This is a genomic window from Faecousia sp. (assembly GCF_048519415.1).
Classification (GTDB): Bacteria; Bacillota; Clostridia; order Oscillospirales; family Oscillospiraceae; genus JAZOXB01.
This window is the reverse complement of sequence record NZ_DBFZUT010000088.1, coordinates 1-14,588: the sequence shown is the minus strand read 5'-3', so window position 1 is coordinate 14,588 and position 14,588 is coordinate 1. Positions and strand designations below refer to the sequence as shown.

The following is a 14,588-nucleotide window of genomic DNA, read 5'->3' as shown; positions in this document are numbered from 1 at the left end:
CCCGCGTGCTTGAGGAGGCGGAGGACGAGACCGTTCCCCTGCTGGAGCGCGTGAAATTTCTCTCCATTTTCACGAGCAATCTCGATGAATTCTATATGATCCGCGTCGGCAGCCTCGGCGACGTCGCCGCGCTGGGCGGCCACGGCGTGGACAACAAGTCCGGCCTGACGGCAAAGGAGCAGCTCGAGCGGATCTATGCGGCGACGGCCCCGCTGTATGAGCGGCGCGACCGTGTCTTCCGCCGCGTGGAGCGGGAGCTTGGCGCAGAGGGCCTGCAGCGCCTGCGCATGAGCGAGCTGACGCAGGACGAGCACCACTATATCCGCCAGCTCTTCCGCACGGCCATTCAGCCGCTGCTCTCGCCGCAGATCGTCGACGCACATCATCCCTTCCCCCATCTTGCCAGCAAGACGCTGCACGTCGGCGTGCGGCTGTCGCGGAAAAAATCGGAATTCTGGGGTCTTATCCCCATGCCGCCCTCCGTGCCGGAGCTGCTGTTCCTGCCGGAGCAGAATGGCATTTGCCGCTACGTTCCGCTCGAGGAGGTCCTGCTGTTTTACGCAGACAGCGTGTTTGAGATGTACAGCACGCTCGAAAAGGTCGTGTTCTGCGTCACGCGCAATGCGGACATCAACCCGGACGACGAGCCGTTCGCGCCGGACGGCCGCGAGATCGACCTGCGCGCCAAGATGGAAAAGCTGCTGCGGGAGCGCAGGCGGCTGTGCGTCGTGCGCGTGGAGCTTTCCGCGCCCATCAGCGGGCACTTTGCCGAGCTGTTCCGCAAGCGCTTCGATATCTCCGGCGAACAGATCTTCGTCTCCTGCGAGGCGCCGCTGCGCATGGACTACGCCTTCTCTCTCGGCGAGCATCTGCCGGAGGCCCGCCGCGCCGCCCTGTCCGACCCGCCCTTCACGCCGCAGCAGCCCGCCATGCTGCTGCCGGGCCAGAGCCTGCTGCGCGCCGCGCTGAAGCGTGACCTGTTCCTGTCCTATCCCTATGAATCCATGGAGCCGTTCCTGCAGATGGTGCGCGAGGCGGCCAATGCGCCGGACGTTCTGTCCATCCGCATCACGATCTATCGGCTGGCCCGCAAGGCCAAGCTCGTGGACTATCTCTGCGCCGCCGCCGAAAACGGCAAGGACGTAACCGTCCTCATCGAGCTGCGCGCCCGCTTTGACGAGCAGAATAACATCGACTGGTCCGAGCGGCTGGAGGAAGCGGGCTGCAAGGTGCTCTATGGCTTTGAGGACTACAAGGTTCATTCCAAGATCTGCCTCATCACTCTGCGGGAGCGCGGCGCACTGCGCCATGTCACGCAGATCGGCACAGGCAATTATAACGAGAAGACCGCAAAGCAGTATACGGATGTCTCGCTCGTTACGGCAGACCAGAATATCGGAGCGGACGCCGCGGCCTTCTTCAGCAATATGGCGCTCGGCAATCTCGAGGGCAGCTACGGCACGCTGCTCGTTGCGCCGCACCAGCTGAAGAAGCCGATCCTCGCACGCATCGAGGAACAGACAGCGCTCGGCCCAAACGGCTACATTCTGATGAAGTTCAATTCTCTGACGGATATCGACGTCATCCACGCCCTGTCGCGCGCCTCGCAGGCGGGCGTCCGCGTCGAGCTCATCATCCGCGGCATCTGCTGCCTCGCCCCCGGCGTACCGGGCTATACGGACAACATCACCGTCACGAGCATCGTTGGCCGCTTTTTGGAGCATTCCCGCATCTTCTGCTTCGGCCGCGGCGAGCAGGAGCACGTCTATATCTCGTCTGCCGACATGATGACGCGCAATACCGTCCGCCGCGTGGAGATCGCCTGCCCCATCCGCAGCCCGGAGATTCGCCGCAGGCTCCACGAAATTCTGGATGCCATGCTGGCGGACACCGTCAAGGCACGCGTCCTGCTGCCGGACGGAACGTATACGAAAAAGCCGCCTGCCTACGAGCCGGTCTGCGCGCAGGTCCTGCTCATGAAGCGTGCCGTCGAAGCTGCGCAGCAGCAGAGCGCCGCCGCCCCGCAGGAAAAGCGCTCTCTCTGGGAAAAGCTCTTCCACCGGAAGGGCCGCTGACCATGGCGGAAGCACCGTCGTTTTTTGCCTCCGTCTATGCGCTCGTCGCGCAGATCCCGCCCGGCTTTGTCGCCTCCTACGGCCAGCTGGCCCGTATGCTCGGCGCGCCGCTGGCCGCGCGGCAGGTCGGCTGGGCCATGCGCCGCTGCCCGGACGAACTGCCGTGGCAGCGTGTCATCCGAGAGGACGGCACGATCGCAGGCGGGGAATATGCCCCGCTGCGCCGCGCCATGCTGGAGGCCGAGGGCGTCCCGTTCACACAGGACGGCCGCGTCGCCATCGACCGCTGCCGCTGGCAGCCTGCGGAAGAGGGCTGATATGGGCTTGCAGTTCAGATAGGAGCAATTCAACCGCGTAAGGGCGCTGGTGCGCCACGGCACTCCCCTGACGTGTCATTGCGAGGGCGCTTGCGCCCGTGGCAATCTCACGCAGCCGGCTGCATTTTCGCCGGGGCTTTCCTGTGATCCAGCCGGGTACTGCGAGATTTCCACGTCGGCTGCGCCTCCTCGCAATGACAACTGAGGAAACCTTTCTGAAATAGCAGGCAGGGTCGCTTGGCCCTGCCCTTCGTCTTATTTTCCGCATTTGCCGCAGCTGCAGCAGGCCGCGCCGTTTTCCGCCGTGCGGCAGCGGCGCTTGCGATACTCCGTCGGCACCTCGCCGTAGACCTCGCGGAATGCCTCGGTAAAGCGGCTCTGGCTCTCATAGCCGACGGCCTTGGCAATGGCCGCGATGTCGTCCTGCGTCTGCGTCAGGCGTGCGGCGGCCGCCTCCATGCGGTGCTGCTTCATATGCTGCGCGATGGACGAGCCGTAAACGCGCTTGAAGGCGCTTTTCAGCGTCGTTGTATTCATCAGAAACTCGCGCGACAGCGCCTCGATCGTGATGCGCTCGGAAAGATGCTCCGTGAGATAGGTGTGCACGCGGCGGATGATCTCCTCCTGCGAGGCCTGAAAGTCCACGGCCTTCTCCGGGCAGGCGATCTCCATGACGCGCTCAACGATCTCGTGCAGCAGACGGCTCTCCTCCGTGTCTGCCGCGCGGTAGTAGACCTCCTTGCCGTCGCGGCGGCTGACGAGCAGGCCGCTCTCCGTCAGGGAGCGCAGATGGTGCGACACGGCCGGGCTGGACATCTCCAGCATGGCGGCCAGATTGATGACGCATGCCTCCTGATGGCTGAGCAGCCAGAAAATGCGCACGCGCGTCGGGTCGCTGAGCTGCTTGAATACCTCGGCAGCAGCCGCAAAATGCGCCACCTGCATGACCTCCTGATGCAGGCTTGCCGCCTGAGACGACGTTCCGTGGTCGTGGGGAAGCTGAAATTCTGCCATAGTCTCTCTCCGTTCTCCGTTTTGGACATTCTGTTCGCCCGTTCCGAAACAAGCCGGCCAAACCGCTTGCATTTTGAGTTCGCATCCAGTATACTACAGTCACAACGATTAAGCAAGCATTGAATCGTTCCAATACTCATTCCTTCCGGAGCGCCGCTGGCGCGCAAGGAAAATTTTCAGGAGGTTTATCATGAAGAAAACGTATCCGATCGAAGTTGACTGCGCAAACTGCGCGAACCTGATGGAGCAGGCCACAAAGAAGACCGATGGCGTCGCCGACGCGACCGTGAATTTCATGACCCAGAAGATGATCGTGGAGTTCGCCGAGGGCGCCGATCCCAAGGACGTCATGAAGCGCGTTCTCAAGGCCTGCAAGAAGGTCGAGCCGGACTGCGAGATCGAGCTTTGACCCTCCCGGCGGCGCATCGCAAGATACGCCGCCTTTTATTTGGCCAGGGCCTCTGAGTCCTGTTATTTCGAATCAAAAATCAGAAAGAGAGGTAAACCGAGCATGAACAAAAAGCAGAAAAAAATGCTTATCCGCATCGCGATCACGGCAGTCATGCTCATCGCGCTTGCATTCATCCCCCTGACCGGTATCTGGCAGCTCCTGGCCTATGTGGCCGCCTACCTCGTCATCGGCTACGATATCCTCCGCAAGGCAGGCATCGGCATCATCCACGGCCGCGCATTTGACGAGTGCTTCCTGATGGCTATCGCCACGCTCGGCGCGTTCTTCCTCGCCGTCTGGACGAAGAGCGGCGACTACGTCGAGGGCATCTCCGTTATGCTGTTCTACCAGATCGGCGAGCTGTTCCAGAGCTACGCCGTCGGCAAGAGCCGCCGCAACATCAGCGCGCTGATGGACATCCGCCCCGATTATGCCAACATCGAAAAGGACGGCAAGCTCGAGCAGGTCGACCCGGATGAGGTCACCGTCGGCAGCATCATCGTCGTGCAGCCCGGCGAAAAGGTCCCGCTGGACGGCGTCGTCGTCAGCGGCAATTCCACCCTGAACACCAGCGCCCTGACGGGCGAGAGCCTCCCCCGCGATGTTGCCGAGGGCGACGAGATCATCAGCGGCTGCATCAACATGAGCGGCGTTCTGAAAATTCGTACCACAAAGGCCTTCGGCGAATCCACGGTCTCGAAAATTCTTGACCTTGTGGAGAACGCCAGCTCCCGCAAGTCCCGCTCCGAGGCGTTCATCTCCCGCTTTGCCCGCATCTACACGCCCGCCGTGTGCATCGGCGCAGTGCTGCTGGGCGTTGCCGTTCCGCTGCTGCGCATGGCCTTCGGCGCAAGCGCCCAGTGGGTCGACTGGGTCTACCGCGCGCTGACCTTCCTCGTCGTGAGCTGCCCGTGCGCCCTTGTCATCAGCATTCCCCTGAGCTTCTTCGCCGGCATCGGCGGCGCAAGCAAGGAGGGCATCCTCATCAAGGGCTCAAACTATCTGGAGGCCCTTGCCGCAACGAAGGTCGTCGTGTTTGACAAGACCGGCACCCTGACGCAGGGCGTGTTTGAGGTCACGGCCGTCCACCACAACGAGCTGGACGCCGATAAGGTGCTGGAATACGCCGCGCTGGCCGAGTGCGCCTCGTCCCATCCGATCAGCAAGAGCCTGCAGAAGGCCTACGGCAAGGCCATTGACCGCAGCCGCGTTACAGGTATCGAAGAGATCAGCGGCCACGGCATCACGGCGACCGTTGACGGCCACAGCGTCGCCGCAGGCAACGCCAAGCTCATGCAGAAGCTCGGCATCGAATACCACGACTGCCACTGCGTCGGCACAATCATCCACATGGCCATCGACGGCGTCTACGCCGGGCACATCGTCATCTCCGATATCATCAAGCCGCACTCCGCCGAGGCCATTGCCCGCCTCAAGAAGTCCGGTGTCTACAAGACCGTCATGCTCACGGGCGACGCGCGCCGCGTAGCCGAGCAGGTTGCGGGCGAGCTGGGCGTCGACGAGGTCCGCAGCGAGCTTCTGCCGGGCGACAAGGTCGCCGAGGTCGAAAAGCTGCTGGCAGAAAAGGCCCCGAAGGACAATCTCGCCTTTGTCGGCGACGGCATCAACGACGCGCCCGTCCTGACCCGCGCGGACATCGGCATCGCCATGGGTGCCATGGGCAGCGACGCCGCCATCGAAGCCGCGGACGTTGTGCTGATGGACGACGATCCCCTGAAGATCGCCAAGGCCATCCGCATCTCGCGCAAGTGCATCGGCATCGTGCGGCAGAACATCGTGTTCTCCCTCATCGTGAAATTTGCCTGCCTTGCCCTGACGGCCGCCGGTATCACGAACATGTGGGCCGCCATCTTCGCCGACGTCGGCGTGATGATCCTCGCCGTGCTCAACGCCATCCGCGCCCTGCGCGTCCACAATCTCTGAGTTGGAATGATCCCGAAAAAAATCCGGGCCTGCTGCTTTTTTTGCAGCAGGTCCGGATGCTTTTTACCGGTTATTTTAAGGCAGCGCCGTCGTGAAACGCGCGGCCGACGACCGCGCCGAGGCGGACATAGGTCTTGTTGAACGAATCATAGGTGATGGGCGCGACCTTGTCCACGTCGACCTTGCCCTCCGGCGTGAGATAGGCCTCGTCCACGCTGACGTTCACGATCTCGCCGACGAGGCGGCAGCTCTCCGGGTCATAGCTCACAACGCGGCAGGAAACGGCGATGGGCAGCTCATCGATGCAGGGCGCGTCGACGAATTCGGACTTCGTGGCATGGAAGCCGGCGCGGGCGAACTTGTCCGGCACCTGGTTGCCGGACACCAGCCCGACATAGTCGCAGGCGACGACCTGCTCCGCCGTGCCCATGCTGACGGTGAACGCGCCGCGGGCCAGCAGGTCCTTCACCGTGCGGTGCGACGGGCTGACGCAGAACGAAAGCTCCTTATCGTCGCTGATGCCGCCCCAGGCGGCGTTCATGGCGCAGGGCGTGCCATCCTCGCCATAGGCAGCCAGAATGAACACCGGCTGCGGATAAATGCTTGCATGTGCGCCAAAATTCTTTCTCATAAACAAAACACTCCTTCTATTGAACTATGGCAGCACCGCATAATTCAGTGAGAGCATTCGGCGAGGGATTTTTTGTCGAGGCTAGGTTTGAAAAGTGCAGGAATACTTTGTGTATTTCAAACTTTTCGAACCGATGGATCGGCGAAAAATAGCCGGCGAAGGCCGAAACTGCAATTGTGCGGTGTTGCCCTATAATAAAATATCAAAATTCGCAAAGCAGGCAGAAGCTGCTCCGGCGGCAGGTCAGCAGGCCGTCCCGCTGCATTTTGGACAGCTCATTGGACAGCGCGCTGCGTTCCACATTCAGATAATCGGCAAGCTGCTGGCGGTCGAACGGGATCGTAAAGCTGCGGCTCCCCGCCCGCCGCGCCTGCTCGCCGAGGTAGGACAGCAGCCGCGCACGAATGGTGCGCGGGCCGGTGTGCAGGCTGCGCCGGGAAAGCGCCAGATTTTTATGCGCCAGCGTCCCGACGAGATTACGGATGATGCGGCTGTGGTGCTCGCAGGTGCTCGTGCACTGCGTCAGGATGCGCCTTGCGTCGAGGAAGAGCACCTCGCAGGCCTCGCTGGCCACGACGTCGACAAGCAGCGGCTCATCCGATGCACAGGCATAGGCCTCCGCAAACAGCTCCCCAGGCTCCGCGCGCCCGAGCAGCGTGACCGCTCCCTGCAGGTCCGTGTGCTCGACCAGAACGCTCCCGGTGAGCACCAGTCCCATATATCGCGTGGGCTCCCCCGCCCGCAGGATGCGTTCCCCGCGTGCAAAGCGCCGGGGCGACGCACCGAGGCAGGGCAGCATGGCCGCGATCTCCTCCGATGTAGCCCCGCGAAACAGCGGCGAGGCCAGCAGAGCCGCATCGTTCATTCTTTCTTCCTCCGTTGGTATCCCAACATACTTTCTCTTTGATCTGGGGCAAGCTATTTGGCAGCTGAGCCGCGCAGCAGCGCAGCCGGAAGGAGGATCATCCTAGCTATTCTGAGGCGAAAGCATCGTCATGCCCGCCGGGAAGCCGCACGCGGTTTATGCCGCCGAGGACTTCAAGATGCTGCTGACCGTTGTGTTCCCGCGGAACTAGGTGAGCACTCCGCCGAACGTATAGTCGTAGAGGCCGCTCCACGGCAGCTCCCCGCGAATGCAGGGCAGATACTCCGTGATGAGCGTGACCGCCTGCGGCACGGCCTCGTCAAACAGGCGCTGCAGGACCAGATTGCTCTCGGTGCACTTCGGGTTCGGCTCGTAGTTCACGATCATGCCGTGCAGGCCGTGGTACGCGCCGGCAAGGCGCATGCCGGTATACAGCACCGTGCGCTTGCAGTGCCCCGGCGCAAGAAACAGTGCGTTGCCCCGCAGGAACGTCCGGATCGCCCGCTCTGTCTGCCGGGGCGTCAGCTCATCCGGCAGCAGCTCCGCCATCACGGCCGCGCTGCGCGCCGAGGCATGCAGGTGGCCCGTCAGGCTCGTGCGAATCGGGTCCAACCCGGCCTGCACCAGCAGGCTGCGGTCAAATTCGACCTCGATCTCCGTGTGGGCCACGCCGCTGCGCGCGATCTGCTCGGCAATGTAGCCGTGGCAGGCGCGGTCCAGCGCAAAGTGGCACAAAAAACCATAGAGATACGCCGTTTCCGGCGCCGGAAACTCCAGTGCGGCCAGCTTCTCCCCTGTGGGGCGGAAGAAGGCCGCGCCGCTTTGTTTGTGCATCCGGTGGCCGAGGCGGCTGACGTGCCCGAGCAGCGGATGATCAAAAAACAGAATATCGGGGCCGTGCAGCCCGATGGAAAACAGCGCCTGCTCCGGCCGGAGCAGCTGCTGCATTTCCTGCGGCAGTGCCGCAAGCACCCGCCTGCCGAAGCAGCGGTGCGCATAAGTTGATGGCATGAAGCCCACCTCATGATCTGGAATCTGTGCATAGCATACCACATTCCGGCAGTTTTGAAAAGCGTTTTTCGTGCAGGACGGTCATTTGTTTTCAAATCCTTCACAGTTCCGACATTTGATTTTCACGCCGCTTTATGATATACTTATTGTTTAGAAAAACACATGTGAGGGTACCCGTTATGAAACACTGCTATCGGGCGGGCATCGACATCGGCTCAACCACCGCAAAGCTCGTTATTCTGGACGAACGCGGCGTCCTGTGCTATGGCGATTACCGCCGCCACTGTGCGCACACGCAGAAAACACTTGCCGAGCTGCTGGAGGACGCCTGTGCAAAGCTCGGTCCCTGCGACCTGCGCCTGAAGATCACCGGCTCCGGCGCCATCAACCTCGGCAAGGCCCTGAACATCGGCTTTGTGCAGGAGGTCGTCGCCGTGGCCTCCAGCCTGCAGGCCATTGCCCCGCAGACGGACGTCGCCATTGAGCTGGGCGGTGAGGATGCGAAGATCATCTACTTCCGCGGTGGGCTGGAGGAGCGCATGAATGGCGTCTGCGCAGGCGGCACCGGCTCGTTCATCGACCAGATGGCCGCGCTCCTGCAAACGGACGCCGAGGGGCTGAACCGCGCCGCTGCCGACTATCATGAGCTCTACCCCATCGCCGCGCGCTGCGGCGTGTTCGCCAAGTCGGACATCCAGCCGCTCATCAACGAGGGCGCAACGCTGCCCGATCTGGCTGCCTCCATTTTTCAGGCCGTCGTCAACCAGACCATCTCCGGCCTTGCCTGCGGCAAGCCCATCCGCGGCTGCGTCGCCTTCCTCGGCGGCCCGCTTCACTTCCTGCCGGAGCTCAAAAAGGCCTTCATCCGCACGCTGCACCTGACGCCGGAGAATATCGTCGATCCCGACAACTCCCATCTGTTTGCTGCCATGGGCGCTGCCCTCGAGGCGGACGATGCCGAGCCGGCAGATGCCGCAGCGCTTGCCGCAAAACTGCGCTCCGGCGTGCAGATGGCCTTCGAGCTCAAGCGTCTGCCGCCGCTGTTTGCGGACCGCGCAGAGTACGATGCCTTCCGCGCGCGTCACAACCGCGCACAGATCCATAAGGCAGCGCTGCATCCCTGCCGCTGCTTCCTCGGCATCGACGCAGGCTCCACCACAACGAAGCTCGCCCTCATCGACGAGGACGGCGCGCTGCTGTGGTCGTTTTACGCCAACAATCAGGGCTCACCAGTGCAGACGGCCATGCACGCCATGCGCCTGCTCGGTGAACAGCTCCCGCCGGGCGCGGAGATCGCGCGCTCCTGCTCGACCGGCTACGGCGAGACGCTGCTGAAGTCCGCCTTCCTGCTCGATGACGGTGAGGTCGAGACCATCGCGCACTATGAGGCCGCTGCCTTCTTCGACCCGGACGTCGACTGCATTCTGGACATCGGCGGGCAGGATATGAAGTGCATCCGCATTCGCAATCACTCCGTGGATTCCATTCTGCTCAACGAGGCCTGCTCGTCCGGCTGCGGCTCGTTTATCGAAAATTTCGCCAATTCCCTCGGCTACACCGCCGCGGTTTTCGCGCAGGAGGCGCTGTTCGCCGCCCATCCCATCGATCTTGGCACGCGCTGCACCGTGTTCATGAACTCCAACGTCAAGCAGGCGCAGAAGGAGGGCGCGACCGTGCAGGATATCTCCGCTGGCCTCGCCTACTCCGTCATCAAAAACGCGCTGTATAAGGTCATTAAGCTTGCCGATGCCCGCGACATGGGCCGCCATATCGTCGTGCAGGGCGGCACGTTCTACAATCAGGCCGTGCTGCGCGCCTTTGAGCGCATCGCGGGCGTCGAGGCCACCTGCCCGGATATCGCAGGCATCATGGGCGCGTTCGGCGCGGCCCTGATCGCCCGCGACCGCTGGACGGGGCAGCGATCGGCCATGCTCCCCATCGCGGACATTCTGAAGCTGCAATATACGACGCAGGCCACGCGCTGCTCCGGCTGCGGCAACCGCTGCATGCTGACCATCAATGAATTCTCGAACGGCCAGCGCCACGTCACCGGCAACCGCTGCGAAAAGGGCCTCGGCGGCACGCCGAAGGAGAACCGTGCGCCGAATGTCATGGCCTATAAGCTCAAGCGCATGTTCGACTATCCCCCGCTGCCGGAGAAGGACGCGCCGCGCGGCCGCATCGGCATCCCGCGCGTGCTGAATCTCTATGAGAATTACCCGTTCTGGGCAACATTCTTCCGCCAGCTCGGCTTTTCCGTCCTGCTCTCGCCGCGCTCCACGCGCAAGATCTATGAGCTGGGCATGGAGTCCATCCCCTCAGAGTCGGAGTGCTATCCCGCGAAGCTGGCCCACGGCCATGTACAGTGGCTCATCGACCACGGTGTCAGGACCATCTTCCACCCGTGCGTGTTCTATGAGCATCAGGAGACGCCCGGCGCACAGAACCACTTCAACTGTCCCATCGTCGTCTCCTACCCCGAAAATCTTAAAAATAACGTCGACGCCATCGGCGAGGACGGTGTGACCTATCTGCGCCCCTTCCTCGCCTTTACGGACGAGAAGACCGCCGCGAAGCGCCTGGCTGACTTCTGCAAAGAGACGTGGGGCATTTCCGCCTCGGAGACCCGTGCCGCCGTCCATGCCGCATGGCTCGAGCAGCAGCACGCAAAGGCCGACATCCGCGCGCAGGGCGCGGCGGCGCTCGCGTGGATCGAGCAGAATCACGGCCGCGGCATCGTGCTGGCGGGCCGCCCGTACCACGTCGATCCGGAGATCAATCACGGCATCCCGGAGCTCATCGCCTCCTACGATCTGGCCGTGCTGACCGAGGATTCTCTTCCCATCGACTTCACGCCTGCCCGGCCGCTGCGCGCAAACGACCAGTGGGTCTATCACTCCCGCCTCTATACGGCGGCGGAGTTCGTCCGCACCCGGCCGGAGCTCGAGCTCGTCCAGCTCAACTCCTTCGGCTGCGGGCTCGACGCCGTCACGGCCGACCAGGTCGCAGAAATTCTGGAGAAAAGCAACCGTCTCTACACCGTTCTGAAGATCGACGAGGTCTCGAATCTCGGCGCGGCGCGCATCCGCATCCGCAGCCTCATCGCCGCCATGGACCTGCGCGCCCGGCAGGGCATCCTCCCCACGGCAGGTCCCGTCCGCTATGAGCGTGCCGTCTTCACGGAGCAGATGCGCCGCGAGCACTGGACCATCCTCGCGCCGCAGATGTCCCCCATCCACTTCGATCTGCTCGGCCCGACGTTCCGCAAATACGGCTATCACATCGAAATTCTCGGCAACGACAACCGCAGCGCCATCGACACGGGCCTGAAATACGTCAATAACGACGCCTGCTTCCCCTCCATCACGGTCGTCGGCCAGATCATGAGCGCCATTCTGTCCGGAAAATACGACACAGATCATCTCGCCGTCGCCATGACGCAGACCGGCGGCTGCTGCCGCGCCAGCAACTATGTCGGCTTCATTCGCCGCGCGCTGGAAAAGGCCGGGCTCGGCCATATCCCCGTCATCTCCATCAATGCCAACGGCATGGAAAAGAATCCGGGCTTCCGCGCCTCTCCCGGCCTGCTGATGGATGCGTTCCGCTCGCTCGTCTACGGCGACCTGCTCATGCGCTGCCTGTACCGCGTGCGGCCGTATGAAAAAGTCCCCGGCAGCGCGAACGCCCTGCACGCCAAATGGCGCGACCGCTGCGTCGCCTCGCTCACCGGCAGTCACGCCGGGCGGGACTACCGCCGCCTCTGCCGCGAGATCGTCGAGGATTTCGATGCGCTCCCGCTGGATGAGACGCTCCGCAAGCCGCGCATCGGCGTCGTTGGCGAGATCCTCGTCAAGTATATGCCGCTTGCCAACAACCACCTCGTCGACCTGCTCGAGCGCGAGGGGGCGGAGGCCGTCGTGCCGGACCTCATGGACTTCATGAATTACTGCGTCTACAACGGCGGCTACAAGCACGAGTTCCTCGGCGGGAGTCTGGGCGGTGCGCTTGTCGGCCAGCTCGGCGTCAAGGCCATTCGTTATCTGCGCCGCCCGGTGCTCGACGCGCTCCAGGCCAGCCGCCGCTTTGAACCGCCTATGGAGATCGCGGACGTCGCCGAGCTGGCAAAGCCCTTCCTCTCCCTTGGCAACCAGTACGGCGAGGGTTGGTTCCTCACCGGCGAAATGGTCGAGCTCATCCGCAGCGGCGTGCCGAACATCGTCTGCATCCAGCCCTTCGCCTGCCTACCGAATCACGTCGTCGGCAAGGGTGTCATCAAGTCCCTGCGCCGCGCCTATCCCGAGGCCAATATCGTCGCCGTGGACTATGACCCCGGCGCTTCCGAGGTCAACCAGCTCAATCGCATCAAGCTCATGCTCTCCACCGCGCGCAAAAATCTGAATGCCCGGCCCGCCGACCCGCAGCCCGCTGCCGTCGTCTGACCGTCCCCGCGAAAAATCCGAAAAAAGCCAAAATAGTGCTTGCAAATTTCGTCCGGATGTGCTATGATATCTAGGCAAAATGAAATCCGGGTGTAGCGAAGTTTGGTATCGCGCTTGAATGGGGTTCAAGAGGCCGCTGGTTCGAATCCAGTCACTCGGACCATAAGTCCACCGTAATTTTGATAGAATTATGGTGGACTTTTTCTATGCCCAAAAACCGTTTGAAATCAGGCATTTCGGCTGTTTCAGCGCATAAGTGAACCCCGCCGCAGAGCAATTCTGCGGCGGGGTTTTGTGCGTTTTACGGTTTTTGTGGTGACTTTGGCCAAAGCAAGCGTTAAATTTATGGGTATTCGTTGAATTTTTAGGGTATTCGTTAAATCATTGCCTTTTTCGCTAAAATGTACCCCATAAAGTGGACACTCTAATTGTGCGAAGCCCAAGGGCTGGGGAATTAAAAAGTTTGAATACCAAACTATAGACAATTTCCTCGCTGCCCACGAAAATGTGCGTCAGCTCTGTCGTCTCGTTGATATAGGTTTCAACGGCTCAAAACCAATACTGATTTGCGACTTTCGTTGCATGATGATCTTGTAGGAATTTTTCAAGCTCAGCCAAACAATTAATGTCTCGAAAAGTATTAGAAACGCATTTCAAAGCTTCACTTGGTAATACATTTCTCTCCCCTGAATTGCCTTCACAGCGGTGACAAGAAAGCCAGTGTAAAAGTGTCGGGGTAGTACAGTTTTCTTTGTGCTCCGCAACACCAATTTCGAAGTAGTAGTCATTTCTATCCCACTGTGATCCTTGCACGTTAATACAGTAAATTATATCATTATTTCTTTTATACCAGTATTGGCCAACCTTTCGAAATCCCTCTTTCTTAAGCGGACTCCGTATTGCCTCTATAAATTCATTCTTTGTCATAATTAACACCTCATCGTTAATCGTAAAGGACAAGCACACCAGCCCAATCTTCTGCTCCGAGAATATTTAAATACCTATCCAACTGGGCCAACCCTCGACGAACAGCGCGAGGATTATTAGGCTTCAGTTCATATACAATACGATTTACATAGTCTATCCCATCAACACGTGCACCTTTTCCGATGACCTTCTCTTTTATAACGCCAGAGCCATAATCCCACTCTTTGTGCATTTGACGGCCTCGCCTTGCAGCCGCTGTTTCGCCTCCACATTTGTTATGCACCAGCACCCCATTATCGGATACATAATAGGTATGATAATCCGCAACCTGGAAGTTATAGACCTTGATGGGGCTTTCGAGCAGCTCGTGCTAGACCTGTTCAAAGCTACAGCTTTATCCCCTCAGATGGATTGGTCGATGCGAGGCTGCCGCACAGGACGGCAGCCCCGGTTGATACGCAGCAATTTCAAAGAGGAGATTCTCTCTACGCATTATAAGCAAATATAATAGCATACATCAGATAGTACCCCGACGGATGCTATTTGCTCAGAAAATGACCTAAATGGCAGTGTTCCGATGATCGGCGTCCTAGGTGCGGGCCACATTTCGCCGACGCATAGGAATAATATCTGCTTGATGGGGGAGCTTTGCAGCAGCCATAGCAGAAATGCTGCAAAGTCCTCCCTGTATTCCGGTTTTACCTTGATCGTGCAGCAATCCTCCGCGCTGTTCTCTTCTCCAAGCCAGCCCGGATAAAAGCTTTGCGCAGGGTGTTCCCTGGAATACAAAAATTCGAACATATCATCGCAGCATTGATAATCAGAAAAGTCGCCTGACGCAGCGAAAAATTGATACAAATACCCATTCAGATTATTTATAACAGGCCATTTTTCAAAGTAGAATTTCCTTTGCT

12 protein-coding genes, 1 tRNA gene and 1 pseudogene are annotated in these 14,588 nt (G+C 60.6%); 7 read left to right on the top strand and 7 right to left on the bottom strand.

Going from position 1 to position 14,588, the window contains the following annotated elements:
• On the top strand, positions 1-2,075 hold a 2,075-nt coding region (ppk1, locus tag ACMKFF_RS09290; protein ID WP_419496755.1), incomplete at its 5' end, for a polyphosphate kinase 1.
• 2 nt (positions 2,076-2,077) lie between these two features.
• Entirely contained in the window at positions 2,078-2,392 is a 315-nt protein-coding gene (locus ACMKFF_RS09285; protein ID WP_419496754.1) for an MGMT family protein, read from the top strand.
• A gap of 255 nt (positions 2,393-2,647) precedes the next feature.
• Here ACMKFF_RS09285 and ACMKFF_RS09280 read toward each other — a convergent pair whose 3' ends face one another.
• Positions 2,648-3,406: a metalloregulator ArsR/SmtB family transcription factor gene (locus ACMKFF_RS09280; RefSeq protein WP_419496753.1), complete on the bottom strand. Its 759-nt coding sequence runs from the start codon at positions 3,404-3,406 to the stop codon at positions 2,648-2,650.
• Positions 3,407-3,596: 190 nt separating this feature from the next.
• Between ACMKFF_RS09280 and ACMKFF_RS09275 the strand changes: the two genes are divergently transcribed.
• On the top strand, positions 3,597-3,815 hold the full coding sequence (locus tag ACMKFF_RS09275) for a cation transporter (protein WP_419496752.1): 219 nt from the start codon (positions 3,597-3,599) through the stop codon (positions 3,813-3,815).
• A 102-nt stretch (positions 3,816-3,917) separates the two neighbouring features.
• Positions 3,918-5,801, top strand: a complete 1,884-nt coding sequence (locus ACMKFF_RS09270; protein ID WP_419496751.1) for a heavy metal translocating P-type ATPase — start codon at positions 3,918-3,920, stop codon at positions 5,799-5,801.
• Positions 5,802-5,871: 70 nt separating this feature from the next.
• On the opposite strand, the gene ACMKFF_RS09265 is transcribed toward ACMKFF_RS09270, so the two are convergent.
• Entirely contained in the window at positions 5,872-6,432 is a 561-nt protein-coding gene (locus tag ACMKFF_RS09265) for a flavin reductase family protein (protein WP_418468698.1), read from the bottom strand.
• Positions 6,433-6,634: 202 nt separating this feature from the next.
• The gene (locus ACMKFF_RS09260) at positions 6,635-7,297 is read right to left on the bottom strand and encodes a Crp/Fnr family transcriptional regulator (protein ID WP_367928043.1); all 663 of its coding nucleotides are present in this window, start codon (positions 7,295-7,297) and stop codon (positions 6,635-6,637) included.
• 115 nt (positions 7,298-7,412) lie between these two features.
• Between ACMKFF_RS09260 and ACMKFF_RS09255 the strand changes: the two are divergent.
• Positions 7,413-7,508, top strand: a pseudogene (locus ACMKFF_RS09255) (cupin domain-containing protein); the annotation flags it as partial.
• On the opposite strand, the gene ACMKFF_RS09250 reads toward ACMKFF_RS09255, so the two are convergent.
• Complete coding sequence (locus ACMKFF_RS09250; protein ID WP_419496750.1) at positions 7,505-8,308, bottom strand: zinc dependent phospholipase C family protein; 804 nt, start codon at positions 8,306-8,308, stop codon at positions 7,505-7,507. The pseudogene ACMKFF_RS09255 and the gene ACMKFF_RS09250 sit on opposite strands and share 4 nt — an antisense overlap.
• A gap of 179 nt (positions 8,309-8,487) precedes the next feature.
• Here ACMKFF_RS09250 and ACMKFF_RS09245 point away from each other — a divergent pair, with 179 nt between their 5' ends.
• Together ACMKFF_RS09245 and ACMKFF_RS09240 are read left to right on the top strand one after the other, a co-directional pair.
• Positions 8,488-12,747, top strand: coding sequence for an acyl-CoA dehydratase activase-related protein (locus ACMKFF_RS09245; RefSeq protein ID WP_419496749.1), 4,260 nt, complete (start codon positions 8,488-8,490; stop codon positions 12,745-12,747).
• An 86-nt stretch (positions 12,748-12,833) separates the two neighbouring features.
• Positions 12,834-12,910, top strand: a tRNA-Pro gene (locus tag ACMKFF_RS09240).
• A gap of 386 nt (positions 12,911-13,296) precedes the next feature.
• Here ACMKFF_RS09240 and ACMKFF_RS09235 read toward each other — a convergent pair.
• The 3 genes from ACMKFF_RS09235 to ACMKFF_RS09225 form a co-directional block, all read right to left on the bottom strand.
• Positions 13,297-13,674 carry a DUF4304 domain-containing protein gene (locus ACMKFF_RS09235; protein ID WP_349136562.1) on the bottom strand — a complete coding sequence of 126 codons (378 nt, stop codon included), beginning with the start codon at positions 13,672-13,674 and terminating at the stop codon, positions 13,297-13,299.
• A gap of 16 nt (positions 13,675-13,690) precedes the next feature.
• Positions 13,691-14,023, bottom strand: a complete 333-nt coding sequence (locus tag ACMKFF_RS09230; protein ID WP_419496756.1) for a polymorphic toxin-type HINT domain-containing protein — start codon at positions 14,021-14,023, stop codon at positions 13,691-13,693.
• A gap of 143 nt (positions 14,024-14,166) precedes the next feature.
• Positions 14,167-14,588 (bottom strand): hypothetical protein (locus ACMKFF_RS09225; RefSeq protein WP_419496748.1); only part of this gene is annotated, 422 nt, incomplete at its 5' end.